Source organism: Streptomyces sp. NPDC029014, assembly GCF_055564695.1.
In genome coordinates, this window is sequence record NZ_JBVHVT010000006.1 from 92,433 (window position 1) to 113,418 (window position 20,986).

The following is a 20,986-nucleotide window of genomic DNA, read 5'->3' on the forward strand; positions in this document are numbered from 1 at the left end:
GAGCCGGTGCCCCCGTCGTCGCGGCGGCACCGGCTCGTGTCGCACCGGCTCGTGTCCGCTGCGCGGGCTCGTCGGCCGCTCCGTTGCCCGGCCGGTCAGGAGGCCAGCTGGGCCAGCCCCTCGGTGGCGATCTTCTCGAAGACGCCCTGGTCGGCGGCGAAGTCCGAGTCCGGGATCGGCGCGTGGATCACGAACTCGGTGAAGCCGAGCTCCCGGTGGCGCCCGGCGAAGTCGACGAAGGCGTCCAAGGACTCCAGCAGGGTGTTGCGCTCCGGAGTGAACCCGGTCAGCAGCACCTTCTCCATCGGCTCGATGTCGCGGCCGATCTCCGCGAAGGCCTTCTCCAGCCGGCTCAGCTGACCGCGCAGCGCCTCCAGCGACTGCTCGGGGGTACCGGCCTCGTACAGCTTCGGGTCTCCTGTGGTCACCCATGCCTGACCGTGTGCCGCCGCGAGCTTCAGTCCGCGCGGTCCGGTCGCCGCGACCGCGAACGGCAGGCGCGGCCGCTGGACACAGCCGGGGATGTTGCGGACCTCGTCCGCGGAGTAGAACGTGCCGTGCACGCTCACCGCGGGCTCGGTCAGCAACCGGTCCAACAGCGGAACGAACTCGGCGAAGCGGTCAGCACGCTCGCGCGGGGTCCAGGGGTCCTGACCGAGGGCGGTCGCGTCGAATCCGTTGCCACCCGCCCCGATACCGAGGGTGACGCGCCCACCGGAGATGTCGTCCAGCGTCATGAGCTCCTTGGCGAGGGTCACCGGGTGCCGGAAGTTCGGCGAGGTGACGAGGGTGCCCAGACGCATGCGCTCGGTGGCCGCGGCCGCCGCCGTCAGAGTCGGAATCGCGCCAAACCACGGGAGGTCCCGGAAGGACCGCCAGGACAGGTGGTCATAGCTGTAGGCGGTGTGGAAACCCAGCTCCTCGGCCCGTATCCACTGGTCGCGGCCGCCCTCGCGCCACGGTCGTACCGGGAGAATCACAGTGCTCAGACGCAAACTCATGCGTTCGAGACTACGACGCCGCCCATGTTTCACGTGAAACACAGCAGCCCGATGTTTCACGTGAAACATCGCCATCGGGGTCCCGGACCCACGGGGCCCGGGTCCTCCAGAGCAGACCCATGGGTGAAGATGGACCGGTGACCTCGGCTCCCCAGCGCCCGGACGGGCAGACCCCCACTCCCCGGCTCATCGCCACCGATCTCGACGGCACCCTGCTGCGCGACGACAAATCCGTCTCGCCGCGCACGGTGGCCGCGCTCGCCGCCGCCGAAGCGGCCGGGATCGAGGTCTTCTTCGTCACGGGCCGCCCGGCCCGCTGGATGGACGTGGTCAGCGATCACGTGCACGGACACGGCCTGGCGATCTGCGCGAACGGCGCCGCGGTCGTCGACCTCCACGCCGGACGGGAGTTCGTCCAGGTCCGGGCACTGCCCCGGGCCACGGCACTGACGGTCGTCGAGACCCTGCGGGCCGCCGCCCCCGGCACCTCCTTCGCCGTGGAGACGACCGCGGGCATCAACTACGAGCCTCAGTACCCACCCTTCTTCCAGGACCCGGGCGCCCAGGTCGCCACCGCGGAGAAGCTGCTCGGCGTCGAGGCGGACGACACCTCCGCCCCGGTGCTGAAGCTGCTAGCGCACCATGGCGAGCTGACCCCCGACGAGTTCCTGGTGCTCGCCCGCTCCGCGGCCGGACACCACGCCTCGATCACCCGTTCCAGCCCGACCGCCCTCCTGGAGATCAGCGAGCTGAGCGTCTCGAAGGCCAGCACCCTGGCGCTGTGCTGCGAGGAGCGCGGCATCTCCCCGTCGGAGGTGGTCGCGTTCGGCGACATGCCCAATGACGTGGAAATGCTGAGCTGGGCGGGCACCTCGTACGCGATGGGCAATGCCCATCCGGATGTGATCGCAGCGGCCTCCGGCCGTACCGTCGCCAACAACGAGGACGGGGTCGCCGTCGTCATCGAGCAGATGCTGGCCGGCCTCGGCGGACGGCAGCGGCAGCTCTAGGCGACGGCAGTACAGCGAACGGCGGCGCGGCCCCGGGCGGCAGCAGCCTCGCGGCGTCAGAGCGGGGCTTCCCACAGCAGGGTCGTCCCGCCGCCGTGCTCGCCGATCCCCGGTCCGTACGAGCTGGAGCCGCCCAGCGATTCGGCCCGCCGGCGCAGGTTGCGCAGCCCGCTGCGGCGCCCGTTCTCGCTGATGCCGATCCCGTCATCGGCTACCTCCAGCCTCACCCCGGGCCGCCCGTCGGACAGGGTGACCGTGGCATCGACCACGACCTCGATCCGGGTCGCCGCCGCATGCCGGAACGCATTCGACAGGGCCTCGCGGAGCGCGGCGATCAGGTTCTTTCCCACCAGCTCGCCGACGACCGCGTCGAGAGGGCCGAGGAAGCGGTGCGCGGGCTTGAAACCGAGCGGCACGGCCGCCATGTTGATCTCCCGCAGGACCCGGGTCCGTAGCCCCGAGGGCGCCTCCGCCGGACCTTGCTGGAGCGCGAAGATCGCGGTGCGGATCTCCTGGATGGTCACGTCCAGCTCGTCCACGGCCTTCCCGACGCCCTCGCGCACCTCGGGGACGTCGGAACGCCGCTGGGCGCTCTCCAACATCATCCCGGTGGCGAACAGCCGCTGGATCACCAGGTCGTGCAGGTCCCGGGCGATCCGGTCGCGGTCTTCGAACACCGCGAGCCGCTCCCGGTCGCGTTGCGCCTCGGCCATCATCAGGGCGAGCGCGGCCTGGGAGGCGAACTGGGTGGCGAGGGTCCGCTCGGCATCGCTGAACGGCCTCTTGCCTCGGTCGCGCGGGGTGACGAGGGCGCCCAGCACCCGCCCGCCGCTGTGCAGGGGCAACATCATGCAGGGTCCGAACCGGCTGGTCAGCGGGCTGGCCGTGCGGGGGTCGGCCGCGGCGTCGTCCACGAAGACCGGCTCTCCGCGCAGCAGCCGGGCCACGACCGGGCTTTCGGCCGGCACGACCACACCGAGCGAAGTGGCCGCGGTGTCGGTGGAGACGGCGACGATCTCCATTCCGCCGTCATCGGTCGGCAGCATCACGATCCCGGCGGAGGAGTCGGCGAGGCGGCGGGCCTGCTCGGCCACCACGGAAAGGGCGTCGTCCGCGTCCCCGCCCGACAGCAGGGCCGTGGTGACGGCCACCGAGCCGTCGATCCACCGCTCCCGCTGGGTAGCGGCCTCGTACAGCCGGGCGTTGCCGATGGCGATGCCCGCCTCGGTGGCCAGCACCCGGACCATGTGGACGTCGTAGTCGCTGAACTCGCCGCCGCCGTTCTTCTCGGCGAGGTACAGGTTGCCGAAGATCTCCCCCTGCACGCGGATCGGGACACCGAGGAAGGTCTTCATCGGTGGGTGGTGCGGCGGGAAGCCCGCCGAGCGGGGGTCCTGCGTGAGATCGGCCAGCCGTACGGTCCCGGCATGCGAGATCAGCGCTCCGAGCAGGCCCCGCTTGCCGTTCGGGCGGTGCCCGATCCTCTCCGCCACCTCGGCGTCGATCCCGAAGGTGACGAAGTCCGACAGGCCGCGGCCCTCGGTGTCCACGACGCCGATCGCCGCGTACCGGGCGTCCGCGAGCTCGGCGGCGGTCTCGCAGATGCGGTCGAGGGTGGAGTGCAGTTCGAGGCCGGTGCCAACCGATCGCATGGCCTCCAGCAGCTGCGGCACGCGTGCCGTGAGCTCGGTGGACAACCCGTGCAGACTTCGGGTGGCCAGGGTGGCGGCCTCCAGCGGGTCCGGAACCCGAGGGGCCGGGTCCGGCGCTTCCGGCGACTGCTGCAGCGACATGCAGGTGAGCCTAGTTAGTCCGTTTTATCAGGGAAAGTCGGCCAGTACGCCGTCGGCTGCCGTCTCCCGCTCCAGCATGCGGCGCAGCGGGCCCTCGACGACGGCCAGCTCGTCGAAGGCACCGCGCTGGACGACGCCTCCGCCGTCCAGGACGAGGACCTCGTCGACCGCTTCCAGCCCGGCCAGCCGATGCGTGATCAGCACGGTGGTGCGACCCTCGGTCGCGGCCAGCAGGTCCGCGGTCAGGGCGTCTGCCGTCCCGAGGTCCAGGTGCTCGGCGGGCTCGTCCAGGACGAGGATGGGGAAGTCGGCGAGCAGGGCGCGGGCCAGCGCCAGGCGCTGGCTCTGGCCGCCGGATATCCGCGCGCCGTGTTCGCCGACCAGGGTGTCGAGGCCGTCCGGCAGCCCGTCGGCCCACTCCAGCAGCCGGGCCGCAGCCAGGACCGTCCGCAGTTCCTCCTCGCTCGCCGCGGGACGGGCCAGCCTCAGGTTCTCCCGGACCGAGCTGTCGAAGATGTGGGCGTCCTGGGCGCACAGGCCGACGATCCGGCGGACCTCGTCCCCGTCCACCCCGCGGGCGTCGGTCCCGCCCAGGGTGTACGAGCCCGCGCGCGGGTCCAGGAACCGGAGCAGGACCTGCGCCAGGGTCGACTTGCCGGCGCCGGAGACCCCGACGACGGCGGTCCGCCGCCCGGCCTCCAGGGTCAGGTCGAGACCGTGCAGGGCGTCGCCCTCCTGGCCGGGGTGCCGGGCGGCGATACCCGACAGACGGAGCGGGAACGGCGAGGCGGGCACCGGCACGGGCACCGCCGGCTCGGCCACCGGGGCCGGGGCGTCGATGACCTCGTAGACCCGCTCGGCACTGCGCCGCACCCGCTGCCGGAACTGCACGGCCTGCGGCAGCCCGGCGACCGCTTCGAAGGCGGCCAGCGGGGTCAGGACGGCCACGGCCATGGCCACCCCGGACAGTCGCCCGTCCTGCACCGCGCCGGCGGCGAAGGCCGCGGCGCCCGCCACGGTCAGCCCGCACACGAGGGCCGACAGCCCACTGCCGAGCCCGGTGGCGGCGGCGCCGCGCGCGGCGATGGCGGTCAGGATCCGGTCGCTCTCGCGCACGGCGTCCTTGCGCCGTCCGAGCGCGCCGGCGACGGTCAGTTCTGCGGTCCCGGTCAGCAGGTCGGCCGTACGGGTGGCGAGTTCCCCTCGGGCGGGTGCCAGCCGGCGCTCCGCGCGCCGGGAGCACGCCCCGCTGACCAGCGGCACCCCGACCCCGGCAGCCAGCAGTCCGGCGGCGAGAACGGCACCGGCTTCGGGCAGCAGCCACGCGGTGAACGCGACCGACCCGCCGCCCACGAGGGCGGCGGCGCCCACCGGCAGCAGCCAGCGCAGCCAGTAGTCCTGCAGGGCGTCGGCGTCCGCCACCAGTCGGGCCAGCAGGTCACCGCGCCGCTGCGCGGGCAGCCCGGCGGGAGCGATGCGCTCCAGCCGCCGGAAGACGGACACCCGCAGGTCGGACAGCATCCGCAGGACGGCGTCGTGGGAGACCAGCCGCTCCGCGTACCGGAAGACGGCCCGTCCGATGCCGAACGTGCGGGTGGCCGTGACCGCCGCCATCAGGTACAGCACGGGCGGCTGCTGGGAGGCCCGCGAGATGAGCCATCCGGAGACGGCCATGAGCCCGACGCTGCATCCGACGGCCAGCGCCCCCAACAGCAAGCCGAGCCGGAACCGCCCCTGCCAGGCCTTGGCCACGTCCCTGACCCGGCGCAGCGGGTCCCGCCCGGCGGAGTCGCCCCAGCCGGCCCCGACCAGCGGGGCCTGTGAGGCGGTGTCCTCGGACTCGTGGTTCCGCGGCCCCGGCACCCGCCCCTCGGACGCCCGACCCTCCGGCACCCGATCCTCCGGCTCGGGGTGCGACATGGCCGCGGGCACACCCGCCGGTCCGGCGCCGAGCTCCAGTACCCGGTCCGCGAGGGCGAGGAGCGCCGGCCGGTGCACGACCAGCAGGACGGTCCGCCCCACCGCGAGGCGGCGTACGGCCTCGACCACCGTGGCCTCGGTCTGCCCGTCCAGCGCCGCCGTCGGCTCGTCCAGCAGCAGCACGGGTCGGTCCGCCAGGAAGGCCCGCGCCAGCGCGATCCGCTGGCGCTGCCCGGCGGACAGGCCGGCGCCGCCCTCACCGAGCACCGTTTCGATGCCGTGCGGCAGTGCGGCCACGAACCCACCCGCCCCGGCGTCCTCCAAGGCCGCCGCAACGGCCTCGTCGGAGGCGTCCGGCCGGGCCAGACGCACGTTCTCGGCGAGGGTTCCCGCGAACAGGTGCGGCCGCTGCGGCACCCAGGCGATCCGCTTCCGCCACTGCTCCGGCGCGAGCCCGGCCAGGTCCGCGCCGCCGATCCGCACCCGGCCCGCGGTCGGCGCCGTGAATCCCAGCAGCACGTGGAGCAGCGTGGACTTGCCGGCCCCGCTGGGTCCGGTGAGGGCCACGCACTCGCCGGGCTCCACTGTGAACGAGACCGGCCCGGGCGAGTCCTCGCCCCGCCCGGGATGCCGTACGGCCACCCCGTCGACCTCGATCCGCAGCCCCGCCGGTCCCGCCCCGGGCACGCCGACACCGGTGGCACCGGGGGCCCCGGTGGTGTGGCCTTCGGGCCCGCCCACCGGGGCCGGCGTCCGGAGGACCTCGAAGACCTCCTCCGCCGCCGCCAGCCCCTCCGCGGCCGCGTGGTACTGGGCACCGACCTGCCGCAGCGGCAGGTACGCCTCGGGCGCCAGGATCAGTACGACCAGGCCGGTGTAGAGGTCCAGTTCTCCGTGGACCAGTCGCATGCCGATGGTCACGGCGACCAGGGCCACCGACAACGTCGCCAGCAGTTCCAGCGCGAAGGACGACAGGAACGCGATGCGCAGGGTGCGCATCGTCGCCCGCCGGTAGTCCTCGGTGATCCTGCGGATGGACTCCGCCTGCGCCTTGGCCCGGCCGAAGACCTTGAGCGTCGGCAGGCCCGCCACCACGTCGAGGAAGTGCCCCGACAGCCGCGACAGCAGCCGCCATTGGCGGTCCATCCGCGTCTGGGTGGCCATGCCGATCAGCACCATGAACAGGGGGATGAGCGGCAGGGTGACCACGATGATGGCCGCCGACACCCAGTCCTCGGTGACGATCCGGGCGAGGACGGCGACCGGGACGGCCACCGCCAGCCCCAACTGGGGCAGATAGCGCGCGAAGTAGTCGTCGAGGGCGTCCACGCCCCGGGTGGCCAGCGCCACCAGCGACCCCGTTCGCTGCCCGCTCAGCCAGCCCGGCCCGAGACCGGTGGCGCGGTCCAGCAGCCGGGCCCGCAGCTCCGACTTGACCGACGCGGCCGCCCGGTGGGCGGCGAGCTCGGTGAGCCAGGCGAGGAGGCCGCGGCCCACCGCCACGGCCGCCAAGAACAGCAGCGGTGTGCGCAGCTGCCCACCGTCCAGGCCCTTCTCGAAGGCGCCGACCACGATCTCGGCGATGAGCATCGCCTGACCGATGACCAGCCCCGCCCCGGCACATCCGAGGGCCACCACCGCCGCCAGGAAGAGGCGGGTGGAGCGGGCGTACCGAAGCAGGCGCGGGTCGATCGGTTTCACGTGAAACATCTCCCAGACGGGGTCAGGGCGCGTCGGCGGACAGCGTCAGTGCGCGTCGGCGATGTGCTGCGTGCCGATCCGCTTGCGGAACACCCAGTACGTCCAGCCCTGGTAGAGCAGGACGACCGGGGTGGCCACGGCCGCACACCAGGTCATGATCTTCAGGGTGTACGGGCTGGACGATGCGTTGGTGACCGTGAGGCTCCAGGCATCGGTCAGCGAGGACGGCATGACGTTCGGGAACAGCGTCAGGAACAGCATCGCGACGGCCGCCGCGATGGTGATCCCGGACAGGGCGAACGACCAGCCCTCACGGCCCGCCAGGTTGCAGCCGAGGGCTCCGGCCAGCGCCGCCACCGCGATGATCAGCGCGACCAGGCTCCACCCGTCACCATGCGACAGCTGGGTCCAGCCCAGGAAGACGAGGGCCAGCACCGTGGTGACCAGGCCCAGCCGGGTGGCCAGCGCCCGTGCACGGTCGCGGATCTCACCCACCGTCTTGAGCGCGGTGAACACCGCGCCGTGGAAGGTGAACAGGGTGAGGGTGACGAAGCCGCCGAGGACGGCGTAGACGTTGAGCAGGTCGAGGAGGGTGCCGACGTACTCCTTGTTCTGGTCGATCTTCACGCCTCGGGCGATGTTGGCGAACGCCACGCCCCACAGGAAGGCGGGGATCAGCGAGGTCCAGAAGATCGCGTGTTCCCAGTTGGTCTGCCAGCGGTCCTCGTCCCGCTTGTGCCGGTACTCGAAAGCGACGCCGCGGACGATCAGGCAGACCAGGACGACCAGCAGCGGCAGGTAGAAGCCGGAGAACAGGGTGGCGTACCAGTCGGGGAAGGCGGCGAAGGTCGCACCGCCCGCGGTGAGCAGCCAGACCTCGTTGCCGTCCCAGACGGGCCCGATCGTGTTGATCAGGACCCGCTTCTCCTTGCGGTCGCGGGCGAGCAGCTTGGTCAGGACGCCGACCCCGAAGTCGAAGCCCTCGAGGAAGAAGTAGCCGGTCCACAGGACGGCGATGAGCACGAACCAGACGTCGTGGAGTTGCATGGTGTGGTCCCCTCAGCCTCAGTACGAGAAGGCCATCGGCCGGTCGGAGGAGTCGTGGCCGCCGATTTTTGTCGGCGGGTTGAGGTCGGCTTCGGTGAGCTCGGGCGGGCCGGCCTTGACGTACTTGACCAGCAGCCTGACCTCGATCACGGCGAGTACGGCGTACAGAGCGGTGAAGACGAGCATCGAGGTGAGGACCTCGGCCTGGGAAACCCCCGGGGAGACCGCGTCCCTGGTCCTCAGGACTCCGTAGACGACCCAGGGCTGGCGGCCCATCTCGGTGAAGATCCAGCCCCAGGAGTTTGCGATCAGAGGGAAGCCGAGCGTCCAGATCGCGGCCAGCCAGTAGAGCCGGGTCAGTCGGGGGCTGAGGGGCTTGGCGAACAGGACCAGGTGCGGCCGTTCGTCGTCACCGGTCCGCAGGGCCGGCGGGAGCAGGAACTTCCTGCGGGTCAGCCACAGGCCGGCGGCGCCGATGGCGACCGAGGCCATGCCGAAGCCGATCATCCAGCGGAAGCCCCAGTAGGCGACGGGGATGTTCGGCCGGTAGTCGCCGGGGCCGTACTTCTCCTGCTCGGACTTGTTGACGTCGTTGATGCCGGGCACGAACGAGTCGAAGTCGTTGTCGGCCAGGAAGGACAGCAGGCCGGGCACCTCGATCGCGACCTTGTTGTGGCCCTTGTCGACGTCGCCGTAGGCGAAGACGGAGAACGGGGCGCTCTCCTCGCCGTCCCACAGGGCCTCGGCGGCGGCCATCTTCATTGGCTGCTGCTTGAACATGACCTTGGCGAGCGTGTCGCCGCTGATCGCGACGAGCGCACCGCCGATGACGACGGCGACCAGGCCGAGCCGCAGCGAGGTACGCATCACCGGGATGTGCTTCTTGCGCAGCAGGTGGTAGGCGGCGATGCCCACCATGAAGGCGCCACCGGTCAGCAGGGCCGCGGTCAGGGTGTGGAAGACCTGCGCCAGGGTGGTGTTCTGGGTCAGGACGAGCCAGAAGTCGGTCAGCTCGGCGCGGCCGGTTTCCTTGTTGATGCGGTAGCCCACCGGGTGCTGCATCCAGGAGTTCGCCGCAAGGATGAAGTACGCGGAGAGCACGGTGCCGAGTGACACCATCCAGATGCAGGCGAGGTGGATCTTCTTCGGGAGCTTGTCCCAGCCGAAGATCCACAGGCCGATGAAGGTGGACTCGAAGAAGAAGGCTATGAGCGCTTCGAAGGCCAGCGGGGCGCCGAAGACGTCGCCGACGAACCGCGAGTAGTCGGACCAGTTCATACCGAACTGGAACTCCTGGACGATGCCGGTGACGACACCCATCGCGATGTTGATCAGGAAGAGCTTGCCCCAGAACTTCGTGGCCTTGAGGTACTTCTCCTTCTCGGTGCGCACCCATGCGGTCTGCAAGATCGCGACCAGGGCGGCGAGGGAGATCGTGAGGGGGACGAAGAGGAAGTGGTAGACGGTCGTGATGCCGAACTGCCAGCGCGCCAGTGTTTCCGGCGCCAAAGCTAGGTCCACGTCGTCATCTCCTTCGGGTCGCCGTGGTCATGGCCGAAGTCAGCCCCCATTTCCCTCATTGAGGAAGGAAACGGTCGAGCTTGTGAACGCGTTCACATTCACAAGCATTATGTCGTACCGGCTCCAGCGACTTTCAGCCGGGGGTCCCCTAGCCAACGCATTCAACAAAATGTTGACTTACGCCCCATGAAGATCCGCATCTCGTGGCCCGCCGGCCACCTCACCGCAACCCTCGAGGAGACCCCGACCAGCAGTGCGCTGGCCGAGGCCCTCCCGATCTCCGCCTCCGCCCAGACCTGGGGAGAGGAGGTCTACTTCGACACCGGCGTCGCCGTGGCCCTGGAACACGACGCCCGACAGGTCGTCGAACCGGGCACCGTCGCGTTCTGGACCGAGGGCGACGCCCTCGCGCTCCCCTACGGCCCGACGCCCATCTCGCGCGGGGGCGAGAGCCGCCTGGCGAGCCCGTGCAACGTCCTCGGCTCCTTCGACGGCGACGTCCGCCTGCTGGCCACCGTCCGGGACGGCGACCCGATCCGGGTGGAGCGGGCATAGCGCTCGCGCGAGCGCCACACCCCCTCACAGCACTACATCTCCTTGAAGAAGGCTTCCGCCGTGTGCAGGAAGATGTCGTTCGCCTCGCACTCACCGATCGTGATCCGCAGGCCCTCGCCCGGGAAGGGCCGGACCACCACGCCGGCCTTCTCGCAGGCCGCGGCGAACTCCAGGGTCCGCTCACCCAACCGCATCCACACGAAGTTGGCCTGCGTCTCCGGCACGACCGTCCAGCCCTGGCCGAGCAGCCCCTCGTGGACCCGGGTCCGTTCGGCGACCAGCGAACCGACCCGGCCCATCAGCTCGTCCTCGGCCTGCAGCGAGGCGACCGCCGCGTCCTGGGCCAGCTGGCTCACACCGAACGGCACCGCCGTCTTGCGCAGGGCCGCGGCCACCGGCTCGTGTGCCACTGCAAAGCCGATGCGCAGGCCGGCCAGGCCGTACGCCTTGGAGAAGGTGCGCAGCACGCAGACGTTCGGACGGTTGCGGTAGAGCTCGATGCCGTCCGGCACCTCGGGGTCGCGGACGAACTCGCGGTACGCCTCGTCGAGGACCACGAGGATGTCCGAGGGCACCCGGTCCAGGAAGCGCTCCAGCTCCGCTCGGCGCACGGCGGTGCCGGTCGGGTTGTTGGGGTTGCAAACGAAGATCAGGCGGGTCCGCTCGGTGATCGCGTCGTACATCGCCTCGAGGTCGTGCACGTCCCCGGGGGCCAGCGGGACCGGCACGGACTTCGCACCCGAAATCTGCGTGATGATCGGGTAGGCCTCGAAGGAGCGCCAGGCGTAGATCACCTCGTCGCCGGGGCCGGCGGTCGACTGGACCAGTTGCTGGGCCACGCCCACCGAGCCGGTGCCGGTGGCGATGTGGTCGGCCGGGATCCCGAACCGCTCCGCGAGCTCGTTCACCAGCCGGGTGCAGGCCAGGTCCGGGTAGCGGTTGAACTGGCCTGCCGCCGCCACCGCGGTCTCCAGCACGCCGGGCAGCGGCGGGTACGGGTTCTCGTTCGAGGACAGCTTGTACGCGACGGGACCGCCCGCGGCGGCGGGCTTGCCCGGCTTGTAGACGGGGATGCCGTCCAGCTCGGCGCGCAGCTTAGGGGTCATCTCGCTCACCGCAGGTCCTCCTAGACCATCCCGTCGGACGTCGCCGTCGACTCAATACTGCTCACCTTAAGAGGATTCCGCTCCGGCGAAAATGGCGGCGCCAGGATTGCGGGGGAGCGCACGCATATATGCGTGCGCCGGTGGCCTGCGCCGTGGCGCGCATCCCTCGTACAGGTGAGTTGGGAACGCCCCAGGACCGCGCCGTTTTGGCATGCTCGGACCCGTCAGCAAAGGGCCCATTCACTGCGAACTCTCAAATGCCTTTATTTCCAAGGTCATTGGGGGTGGCGAACCATGCAGAAACGTGCCTGTCAACGCGTGCATATGCATCCGGACCGCCTTCCCCACCGAGCCCTACTATCGGCTCGCCATGACAGCAGCAGGGAAGCATCAGGTGAGCCGGACCGAGACCACCCGGCGGGCCGCCGGCCGGCAGGGCCGGGCCGGCATCAGGGACGTGGCCGCCGCGGCGGGCGTCTCGATCACGACAGTCTCCGACGCGCTCAATGGCAAGGGGCGACTGCCCGATGCCACCCGCCGCCACGTCCGCGAGGTCGCCGACCGGCTGGGGTACCGCCCCTCCGCCGCGGCCCGCACCCTCCGTACCGGCAAATCGGGCCTCATCGGCCTGACCGTCACCACGTACGGGGATGAACCTTTCACCTTCACCGAGTTCGCGTACTTCGCCGAGATGGCCAGAGCCGCCACCTCGGCCGCGCTCGCCCGCGGCTACGCCCTCGTCATCCTGCCGGCCACCTCCCGGCACGACGTGTGGTCCAACGTCGCCCTCGACGGCACCGTCGTGATCGACCCCTCGGACCACGACCCCGTCGTCACCGAGCTGGTCCGCCAGGGCCTTCCGGTGGTCTCCGACGGGCGCCCCGCCGGCTCCCTCCCGGTCACCGCCTGGGTCGACAACGACCACGAGGCGGCCGTGCTCAACCTGCTGGACCACCTCGCCGCCGCCGGAGCCCGCCGCATCGGGCTGCTGACCGGCACGACCACCGACACATACACCCACCTGTCCACCACCGCCTACCTCAACTGGTGCAAGCGCGTCGGCCAGGACCCCGTGTACGAGTCCTACCCCGCCCACGACCCGTGCGCGGGGGCGGTCGCCGCCGACCGCCTGCTCGCCCGGCCCGACCGGCCGGACGCCGTCTACGGGCTGTTCGACCCGAACGGCACCGACCTGCTCGCCGCGGCGCGCCGCTACGGCCTGCGCGTTCCCGAGGACCTGTTGCTCGTCTGCTGCAGCGAGTCCACCGTGTACGCCAACACCGAGCCGCCGATCACCACGCTCTCCCTCAAGCCGCGCCGCATCGGCACCGCCGTCGTGCAGTTGCTCATCGACGCCATCGAGGGCGTCGACACCGGGCGCACCGTCGAACAGGTCGTCCCGACCGAGCTGATCGTCCGTACGTCCTCGCAGCGCAGGAGGCCCCGGACGACGATCAGCCCGCCCCGGTCTCCGGCCCAGGACTGACCGCTGCACCGTCGTTCCGGCGGGGTCGACGACCCCGCCGGAGAGTTCGGCAACGCAGATTTCGGGATAAAGCGGCAGGAACGATCGGTTCCGCACAGGATTCACCACCCCTGGTGCGTCACACAGCGCGAGCTGCATTCCTATGATGGGCGCACGACATCACGGATCCTCCGACCCGGAGGGCGGGCGGATCCGCAGGTGTACGGCAGCGCGACGGTGGTGGAGGGGTCGATGACTCAGGGGGCCGGTCAGGGACCCGCGATGCGGACGGAGACGCTGCGGGACTTCCGGGTGCCGGTCACCGAGCCCCATCCGTACGGCGTGCCCGCGCGACTTGCCGAAGAGGCCCCGGTCTACGGCGAGTACCCCGCGTACTACGGCGAGCCCGCGCCCGCCCCGGGAGCGGTCCCGCCGCCTCCCGGCCCGGTGCCGCCCGCGCCTGCGCCGGTGCCGCCGGTCCCGGCCGCGCCGCCGGTGCCGCACGTGCCCCCGCAGCCCCCCGTGGGCATGCCGCCCGCGGAGGGCAGCATGGACGACTACACCCCCACCCAGCGCGATCTCCCGGTCATCGGCCGCGGCGGTCTCGGCGGCCCCGGCGACACCGTCCAGGTGCACTACGTCCCCCAGCAGGCGCCGAGCGGCCCCGGCCCGCTCTACGTCGTCGGCGACGTGCACGGATACCTCGACGAGCTCGTCGCCGAGCTCCAGGCACAGGGCATCATCGACGCCGACCAGCGCTGGTCGGCGGGGAACGCCCGCATCTGGTTCCTCGGCGACTTCACCGACCGCGGGCCCGACGGCATCGGTGTGATCGACCTCGTCATGCGGCTGTCCGCCGAGGCCGCCGCGGCGGGCGGCTACTGCAAGGCGCTCATGGGCAACCACGAGCTGCTGCTCATCGGCGCCAAGCGGTTCGGCGACACGCCGGTCCAGTCGGGCGCCGGCACGGCCACCTTCCAGGCCGCCTGGCTGCTGAACGGCGGCCAGCGCACCGACATGGAGCGGCTGGAGGACGTCCACCTGCAGTGGATGTCACGCCTGGACGCGGCCGTGCTGGTGGACGGGCACCTGCTGCTGCACTCCGACACCACCGCGTACCTCGATTACGGCGACTCCATCGAGGACGTCAACGACACCATCCACGAGCTGCTCAACCGCAACGACGCGGACATCACCTGGGACCTGTTCCGCAAGTTCACCAAGCGGTTCGCCTTCCGCGACGAGGAGACCGGCCCGCAGGCCGTGCGCGAGCTCCTCGACACCTACGGCGGCGGCCGGGTCGTACACGGCCACAGCCCCATCCCGTACCTGCTGGGCGAGGTGGGCACCGAGGACGGTGACGGCAGCGGCGGTCCGGAGGTCGTCGACGGCCCCCATGTGTACGCGGGCGGCCTCGCCATCGCGATGGACGGCGGTGTGACGATGGCCGGCAAGCTCCTGGTCGTACAACTCCCGCTGACCGACTGAGGCTTGTCAGGAAGGGCGTATTTCGGGAAAGCCCCTGTCACGGCGTGGCATGGGCCCTCTACCATCGCTCTATCCGTAGCAGGCTCTCCTCCGTTTGTGCCGGCGCCCGGGTCTACGCGGGCAAACCGGCCCGCACGGAGCATCGGGGGATGCACATGAACAGCGCTCCGCACCTGCTGACCGAAGACCGGCCGGAGTTCGACCGGCTCCTCGACGAGGCGCTGCGCACCGCACACGAGCGGCCCGGACTCGACGGGCTGGGGGAACGGCTCACCGCCGAACAACTGCGCATCATGGCCGTCGGGGCCAATGCGCTGCTGGCGGCCGCGGCCGCGGCCGAGTACGACCACTACGTGAAGGTGCGCGGCGCGCAGCGCGAGGAAATCCGCTCCACCCCGCGGGCGGACTACCGGGAGAGCGGTCGGGAGGGGAGCGACGGGGCGGGCATCACCGCCATGGTCGCGGTCCTCGCCCCGGTCCTGGCGGCCACCGCCATGGTGATCTTCCTGCTGGTCGGTTACGTCCTGAAGGCGGTCGAGCCCGAACCCGCCTTCGCCGACACGATGCTGACGGCCGGTTGGCTCTTCGGCGCGCTGACGGCGGTCACCCTGTTCGGCGCGGTGGTCGCGCTGCTGGTGACGGCCGTACGCAACCGGGCGACCGAGGTGGTGGCCGGGGACGGGGCCGAAGCCGCACCCGACGAGGTCACGCTGGCGCGCGAGGCCTGGCGGAACGCCCTGCTGGAGCGGGGCATCCTGCCGTTCCTGCGCGAGGCCCTGGCGGATCCGGCGGCGGAGCCGGCGCGCCCCCTCCCCGCCACGCCGAAGGCCGGGCGCATCCCCAACCTGGGATACACCCGGCCCGACTTCACCAGCCCCGGATCCCCCTCACAGGGGACCCGGCCCGGCTACACGCCGCCGGACTACTCCAGCCCCGAATTCGGCGGGCCGAAGACCGGACCGCACTGACGTCGGCCGGTGCCGGCTCCGCGCCCTATTTGATCTCTTCGGGCTTGATGTTCATGTCCTCGTGGGACAGTGCCCTGTGGGTGAACCGGGCCAGGCCGTTGGCGCCTGCCACCGGCTGGGGGTTCGCCGGTGCCCATACCTCGTTGCAGACGAGGGCTGGCGTGGCCGGGACGACCCTGCAGGCGGTTTCGTAGATCTCGCCCGCTGTGGTCAGGACCTCGATGTTGACGATGTTGGCACGCTCGGAGATCGACACGGCGCAAGCGTCCGTCGGGTAGGTGTCCCCGGTGTCGGTCAGGTCGTACCAGTGCCACGGGCCGGGGGGAGCCGGGGTCAGGCTGCGGATTCCCACGTAGGTGATGGTGTCCGAGAGGACGGCCTTCACTTCGCGGGAGGCGGCGGGCCGGTAGGCGTCAACGTCGAAGCACTGTCCGCTGGCGCCCTGCGTGCCCGTGGGACCCGTCGGACCGGTCGGGCCGGTCACGCCGACGCCGGTGGCACCCGTGGCACCCGTCGGACCGGTCGGGCCTGTCGACCCGGTGGCACCCGTCGGACCGGTGAGGCCGGTGGCGCCCGTCGGGCCGGTCGGGCCCGTCTTGCCCGTCTTCCCCTTCGGGCCGGTGGGTCCCTTCTTCCCCTTGGGGCCCGTCGGACCGGTGGGCCCCCGCTCGCCCTTGCACTTGTCGTTGCCCGTCGGCTGCGCCGCCTCCGCCGGGCCCATCGCCTTGTTCGCGGTGGTCGCACAGCGGTCGCCGCTGTCCGGAACCACCACGGACCCTCCGGACTGCGGTGCGCCCACGGCCGCCGGGGCCGCCAAGCCGGCCAGTACCAGTGCCACGGAGGCGAACGTGCCCCCGACCAGCCAGCCCGTCCGGCGGGGCAGCGGCCCCAAGGAAGATCGGGGCCTGTCCTCAGAACTCATGTACCGCTCCTCGTGCACGGGATCGAATGTTTCCCCGAAGCCCGCACGCCTGCGCGGACCCCGCGAGGGTCATCCTGAAGAGCCTTTCCCCCCGCTCCGGTCCGGCTCGCCCATTGGTCAGACGAACGGACCAGCACACAGGGCCACATGGCCGTGTGCGCCAGCCGCCCGGGGCCGCGGACCGGCGTGCCGCACGGGGCACGGGCGGACCCGTCCTTAGGGTCGGCGGCCGTGAAGCCGACCATTTGCCTCTGCATGATCGTGAAGAACGAGTCCGCCGTCATCGAACGCTGCCTCGACTCGGTACGGGACCTCATCGACACCTGGGTCATCTCCGACACCGGATCCACCGACGGCACCCAGCAGCTGATCCGCGACGCGCTGCGCGCGATCCCCGGAGAGCTCCACGAGGAGCCCTGGAAGAACTTCGGCCACAACCGCAGCCTCAACATCGCGCACGCCCGCGGCAAGGCCGACTACCTGCTCCTCCTCGACGCCGACCTGGTGCTGCGCCGCCACGGGCCACTACCGCCGCTCACCGCGCAGTCGTACATGCTGCGGCACGAGGGCACGACGGAGTACCGGATCAAGCGCCTGGTCCGCGGCGACCTGCCCTGGCGGTACGAGGGCGTCACCCACGAGTACCTGACCTGCGACCGCCCCGACGAGTACGACCAGCGACCCGGCATGCAGGAGAACCTCGACGCGCTCGTCATCGAGGACCACGCCGACGGCGGCTCCCGGCACGACAAGTTCGAGCGTGACGCCCGCCTGCTCGGCGCCGAACTCGAACGGGATCCCACGAACACCCGGACGGTCTTCTATCTCGCACAGACCATGCGGGACATGGGGAACACCGCGGAGGCGATCCGGCTCTACGAACGCCGGGCGGCCATGGGTGGCTGGGAGGAGGAAGCCTATTACGCCCTGCTCCAGGTCGGCGTCCTGAACGCCGACGCCGGGGATTGGCCGGCCGCGATGGACGCCCTCACACGCGCCTGGGAGTTCCGGCCCGGGCGCCTGGAGGCCTGCTACGAACTCGCCTCCCGGCTACGCCTGCTGGGTCGCCACCATGCCGCGCACGCGATCACCTCGGCCGTCCTGGACCGGCCGGTCCCGACGGACCTGCTCTTCGTCCACCCGTGGGTCTACCGGTGGGGGCTGCTCTTCGAGCACTCCATCACCGCCTACTGGATCGGGGACACGGCCGCTTCGCTGCGCGCCTGCGACCGGCTGCTCGCCCTGCCCGACCTCCCCGAGAACTACCGGCGTCAAACCGAGACCAACCGCGGCTACGCCCTGGACCGCGGCAGCCCGTCCCTCCCCGTTTCACGTGAAACATCGCCCACAGTGGGGGTGTAGCCCGTGCGGTCCGGCCGGGGTGCCACCCCGACCGGACCGCACCCCCCGGCGGCAGCGGTGCCATCGGCCCGCACCTCACCCGGCGGGGCGGTCCCCCAGCGGACGGCGCCGCAGCGCGGCATCCGCCAGCGCCGGCCGGCGCCAGACCCCGTCCGGGTGGTAGAGGTTCGTCCCGGGAGGCACGATCTCGTCGATGCGGTCGAGCGCGGCGTCGTCGAGCACCACGGACACACCCTTGAGCAGCGAGTCCAGCTGGTCCATGGTCCGCGGCCCGATGATCACCGAGGTGACGGCGGGGTGCGCGAGCGGGAAGGCGACGGCCAGCTCGGGCAGGGTGCAACCGATGCCGTCGGCGAGCTCGACGAGTTTCTCCACGGCCTCGAGCTTGGCGAGGTTGCCGGGGATCGCCGGGTCGAAGCGCGCCGGAGTGAGTGCGGCCCGTCCCGAGGTCAGGTCGATGGACCCGCCGAGGCGGTACCTGCCGCTCAGGAACCCGGAGGCGAGCGGGCTCCACGTGAGCACGCCCATCCCGTACCGCTGGGCCACCGGCAGGACGTCGGCCTCGATGCCCCGCGCGAGGACCGAGTAGGGCGGCTGCTCCGTCCGGAACCTCGGCAGTGCGCGCCGCTCGGCGGTGTGGTGCGCCTCGACGAGCTCCTCGGCGGGGAACGTCGAACAGCCGAAGGCCCTGATCTTCCCCGCCCGCACCAGATCACCGAGGACCGACAAGGTCTCCTCGACGTCCGTCGTGGGGTCCGGTCTGTGCACCTGGTAGAGGTCGATCCACTCGGTGTCCAGCCGGCGCAGGCTGTCCTCGACGGCGCGCACGATCCAACGCCGCGAGTTACCGCTGCGGTTGCGGCCCTCACCCATCTGGAAGTGGACCTTCGTCGCGAGCACGACGTCGTCGCGGCGGCCGCGGAGGGCCTTGCCCACGATCTCCTCGGACTCGCCGGCCGAGTACATGTCCGCGGTGTCGATGAAGTTGATGCCCCGGTCGAGAGCGGCATGGATGATCCGCACGCATGCGTCGTGGTCCGGGTTCCCCACCGCCCCGAACATCATGGTCCCGAGGCAGTGTGCACTGACCTCCATGCCGGTGCGGCCCAGACTGCGGTATCTCATGGTCATGGGGCGGCACTGTAGGAGTTGGAGTGCACTCCAGCGCAAGCCCCCTACGGGCGGGCGGCCGGTCGGCCGGGCTGACCGACCACCCGTCCGGCCGGGCCCCCCGCCGGGCCCGCGACTCCCCCCCATACGGGTCGCGGGTCCGGCCCGGCGGGCCCGGCAGGTCAGTCCGCGATCGGCAGGTAGACCCGGTTGCCGGTCGCCGCGAACTCGGCGGACTTCGCCGCCATGCCCGCCTCGATCTCATCCGCCTTCAGGTCGCCGCCGTGCTCGCGCCGGATGTCCTGGGAGATCTTCATCGAGCAGAACTTCGGGCCGCACATGGAGCAGAAGTGCGCGGTCTTCGCCGGCTCGGCCGGGAGCGTCTCGTCGTGGAACTCGCGGGCCGTGTCCGGGTCGAGGGCCAGGTTGAACTGGTCCTCCCAGCGGAACTCGAAACGCGCGTCCGACAGGGCGTCGTCCCACTCCTGGACGCCCGGGTGCCCCTTGGCCAGGTCCGCCGCGTGTGCGGCGATCTTGTACGTGATGACGCCGGTCTTGACGTCGTCGCGGTTGGGCAGGCCGAGGTGCTCCTTGGGCGTGACGTAGCAGAGCATCGCCGTGCCCCACCAGGCGATCATCGCCGCGCCGATGCCCGAGGTGATGTGGTCGTACGCCGGGGCGACGTCCGTCGTCAGCGGGCCGAGCGTGTAGAACGGCGCCTCCTCGCAGATCTCCTGCTGGAGGTCGATGTTCTCCTTGATCTTGTGCATCGGGACATGGCCCGGGCCCTCGATCATGGTCTGCACGTCGTGCCGCTTCGCGATCTTGTTCAGCTCGCCCAGCGTCTTCAGCTCGGCGAACTGCGCCGCATCGTTGGCGTCCGCGATCGAGCCCGGGCGCAGGCCGTCGCCCAGCGAGTACGTCACGTCGTACGCCGCGAGGATCTCGCAGAGCTCCTCGAAGTTCGTGTAGAGGAAGTTCTCCTTGTGGTGCGCCAGGCACCACGCAGCCATGATCGAGCCGCCGCGCGAGACGATGCCGGTCTTGCGACGGGCCGTCAGCGGTACGTACGGCAGCAGCACGCCGGCGTGGACCGTCATGTAGTCGACGCCCTGCTCGGCCTGCTCGATGACCGTGTCCTTGTAGATCTCCCAGGTCAGTTCCTCGGCCTTGCCGTCGACCTTCTCCAGCGCCTGGTAGAGCGGCACGGTGCCGATCGGGACGGGAGAGTTGCGCAGCACCCACTCGCGGGTGGTGTGGATGTTGCGACCGGTGGAGAGGTCCATGACCGTGTCGGCGCCCCAGCGGGTGGCCCAGGTCATCTTCTCGACCTCCTCCTCGATGGAGGAGGTGACCGCGGAGTTGCCGATGTTGGCGTTGACCTTCACCAGGAACTTCTTGCCGATGATCATCGGCTCGATCTCCGGGTGGTTCACGTTCGCGGGCAGCACAGCGCGGCCTGCGGCGATCTCCTCGCGCACGACCTCCGGGGAGACGTTCTCGCGGATCGCGACGAACTCCATCTCCGGGGTGATCTCACCGCGACGGGCGTATGCGAGCTGCGTGACGGCCTGGCCGCCGCGGCCGCGGCGCGGCAGGCGCGGGCGGCCCGGGAAGACGGCGTCGAGGTTCTTGAGACCGCCGCGCGGCGAGGTGTGCTTGATGCCGTCGTCCTCGGGGCGCACGGGACGGCCCGCGTACTCCTCGGTGTCGCCGCGGCCGATGATCCAGTTCTCGCGCAGCGGGGGCAGGCCGCGGCGGACGTCGGTCTCGGCCTGCGGGTCGGTGTACGGACCGGACGTGTCGTAGAGGGTCACGTCCTTGCCGTTGGTGAGATGGACCTGACGAACCGGCACCCGGATGTCGGGGCGGGAGCCCGCCACGTAACCCTTGTGCCAGCCCGGCTGGCGCTCGGTCTGGCCGTCGGCGTCCGAGCCGACGGCAGGCGTGCGTGCGTCCTGAATGGTCATGAGACCTGATCTCCCTACGCCGGCATTACCCGGTAACAGGTTCGGCG

At 71.1% G+C, this 20,986-nt stretch carries 15 protein-coding genes; 6 read left to right on the plus strand and 9 right to left on the minus strand.

Going from position 1 to position 20,986, the window contains the following annotated elements:
* Positions 1–95: 95 nt before the first annotated feature.
* Complete coding sequence (locus ACZ4VL_RS05190) at positions 96–1,001, minus strand: LLM class flavin-dependent oxidoreductase (RefSeq protein WP_468196031.1); 906 nt, start codon at positions 999–1,001, stop codon at positions 96–98.
* Between the two features lie 119 nt (positions 1,002–1,120).
* Here ACZ4VL_RS05190 and ACZ4VL_RS05195 point away from each other — a divergent pair, with 119 nt between their 5' ends.
* A complete protein-coding gene (locus ACZ4VL_RS05195; RefSeq protein WP_468196033.1) occupies positions 1,121–2,011 on the plus strand; it encodes a Cof-type HAD-IIB family hydrolase in 891 nt (296 codons plus the stop codon).
* Between the two features lie 56 nt (positions 2,012–2,067).
* Here the strand turns inward: ACZ4VL_RS05195 and ACZ4VL_RS05200 are convergent, their stop codons facing one another.
* Genes ACZ4VL_RS05200 through ACZ4VL_RS05215 form a run of 4 tightly spaced genes read right to left on the minus strand, consistent with a single transcriptional unit; the run spans position 2,068 to position 9,993 of the window.
* Positions 2,068–3,804: a GAF domain-containing sensor histidine kinase gene (locus tag ACZ4VL_RS05200; RefSeq protein WP_468196036.1), complete on the minus strand. Its 1,737-nt coding sequence runs from the start codon at positions 3,802–3,804 to the stop codon at positions 2,068–2,070.
* A gap of 27 nt (positions 3,805–3,831) precedes the next feature.
* Positions 3,832–7,425 carry a thiol reductant ABC exporter subunit CydD gene (gene cydD, locus ACZ4VL_RS05205; RefSeq protein WP_468196038.1) on the minus strand — a complete coding sequence of 1,198 codons (3,594 nt, stop codon included), beginning with the start codon at positions 7,423–7,425 and terminating at the stop codon, positions 3,832–3,834.
* A 45-nt stretch (positions 7,426–7,470) separates the two neighbouring features.
* The gene (cydB, locus tag ACZ4VL_RS05210; RefSeq protein ID WP_468196041.1) at positions 7,471–8,472 is read right to left on the minus strand and encodes a cytochrome d ubiquinol oxidase subunit II; all 1,002 of its coding nucleotides are present in this window, start codon (positions 8,470–8,472) and stop codon (positions 7,471–7,473) included.
* Between the two features lie 18 nt (positions 8,473–8,490).
* Entirely contained in the window at positions 8,491–9,993 is a 1,503-nt protein-coding gene (locus ACZ4VL_RS05215; RefSeq protein WP_452936637.1) for a cytochrome ubiquinol oxidase subunit I, read from the minus strand.
* Positions 9,994–10,179: 186 nt separating this feature from the next.
* Here ACZ4VL_RS05215 and ACZ4VL_RS05220 point away from each other — a divergent pair, with 186 nt between their 5' ends.
* Complete coding sequence (locus ACZ4VL_RS05220) at positions 10,180–10,548, plus strand: cyclophilin-like fold protein (RefSeq protein WP_468196044.1); 369 nt, start codon at positions 10,180–10,182, stop codon at positions 10,546–10,548.
* Between the two features lie 32 nt (positions 10,549–10,580).
* Here ACZ4VL_RS05220 and hisC read toward each other — a convergent pair whose 3' ends face one another.
* The gene (hisC, locus tag ACZ4VL_RS05225) at positions 10,581–11,663 is read right to left on the minus strand and encodes a histidinol-phosphate transaminase (RefSeq protein WP_468196046.1); all 1,083 of its coding nucleotides are present in this window, start codon (positions 11,661–11,663) and stop codon (positions 10,581–10,583) included.
* Positions 11,664–12,024: 361 nt separating this feature from the next.
* Between hisC and ACZ4VL_RS05230 the strand changes: the two genes are divergently transcribed.
* The 3 genes from ACZ4VL_RS05230 (at position 12,025) to ACZ4VL_RS05240 (ending at position 15,575) form a co-directional block, all read left to right on the plus strand.
* Positions 12,025–13,140, plus strand: a complete 1,116-nt coding sequence (locus tag ACZ4VL_RS05230) for a LacI family DNA-binding transcriptional regulator (protein WP_468196048.1) — start codon at positions 12,025–12,027, stop codon at positions 13,138–13,140.
* Positions 13,141–13,371: 231 nt separating this feature from the next.
* Positions 13,372–14,607, plus strand: coding sequence for a metallophosphoesterase (locus tag ACZ4VL_RS05235; RefSeq protein WP_468196050.1), 1,236 nt, complete (start codon positions 13,372–13,374; stop codon positions 14,605–14,607).
* A 149-nt stretch (positions 14,608–14,756) separates the two neighbouring features.
* Positions 14,757–15,575 carry a hypothetical protein gene (locus tag ACZ4VL_RS05240; protein WP_468196053.1) on the plus strand — a complete coding sequence of 273 codons (819 nt, stop codon included), beginning with the start codon at positions 14,757–14,759 and terminating at the stop codon, positions 15,573–15,575.
* Between the two features lie 25 nt (positions 15,576–15,600).
* On the opposite strand, the gene ACZ4VL_RS05245 is transcribed toward ACZ4VL_RS05240, so the two are convergent.
* The gene (locus ACZ4VL_RS05245) at positions 15,601–16,497 is read right to left on the minus strand and encodes a hypothetical protein (protein ID WP_468196055.1); all 897 of its coding nucleotides are present in this window, start codon (positions 16,495–16,497) and stop codon (positions 15,601–15,603) included.
* Between the two features lie 231 nt (positions 16,498–16,728).
* On the opposite strand from ACZ4VL_RS05245, the gene ACZ4VL_RS05250 reads away from it, so the two are divergent.
* On the plus strand, positions 16,729–17,859 hold the full coding sequence (locus ACZ4VL_RS05250) for a tetratricopeptide repeat protein (protein WP_468196058.1): 1,131 nt from the start codon (positions 16,729–16,731) through the stop codon (positions 17,857–17,859).
* A gap of 75 nt (positions 17,860–17,934) precedes the next feature.
* Here ACZ4VL_RS05250 and ACZ4VL_RS05255 read toward each other — a convergent pair whose 3' ends face one another.
* Together ACZ4VL_RS05255 and thiC are read right to left on the minus strand one after the other, a co-directional pair.
* Positions 17,935–18,984, minus strand: coding sequence for an aldo/keto reductase (locus tag ACZ4VL_RS05255; protein WP_468196148.1), 1,050 nt, complete (start codon positions 18,982–18,984; stop codon positions 17,935–17,937).
* A gap of 167 nt (positions 18,985–19,151) precedes the next feature.
* The gene (gene thiC, locus ACZ4VL_RS05260) at positions 19,152–20,939 is read right to left on the minus strand and encodes a phosphomethylpyrimidine synthase ThiC (RefSeq protein WP_468196060.1); all 1,788 of its coding nucleotides are present in this window, start codon (positions 20,937–20,939) and stop codon (positions 19,152–19,154) included.
* Positions 20,940–20,986 lie beyond the last annotated feature (47 nt).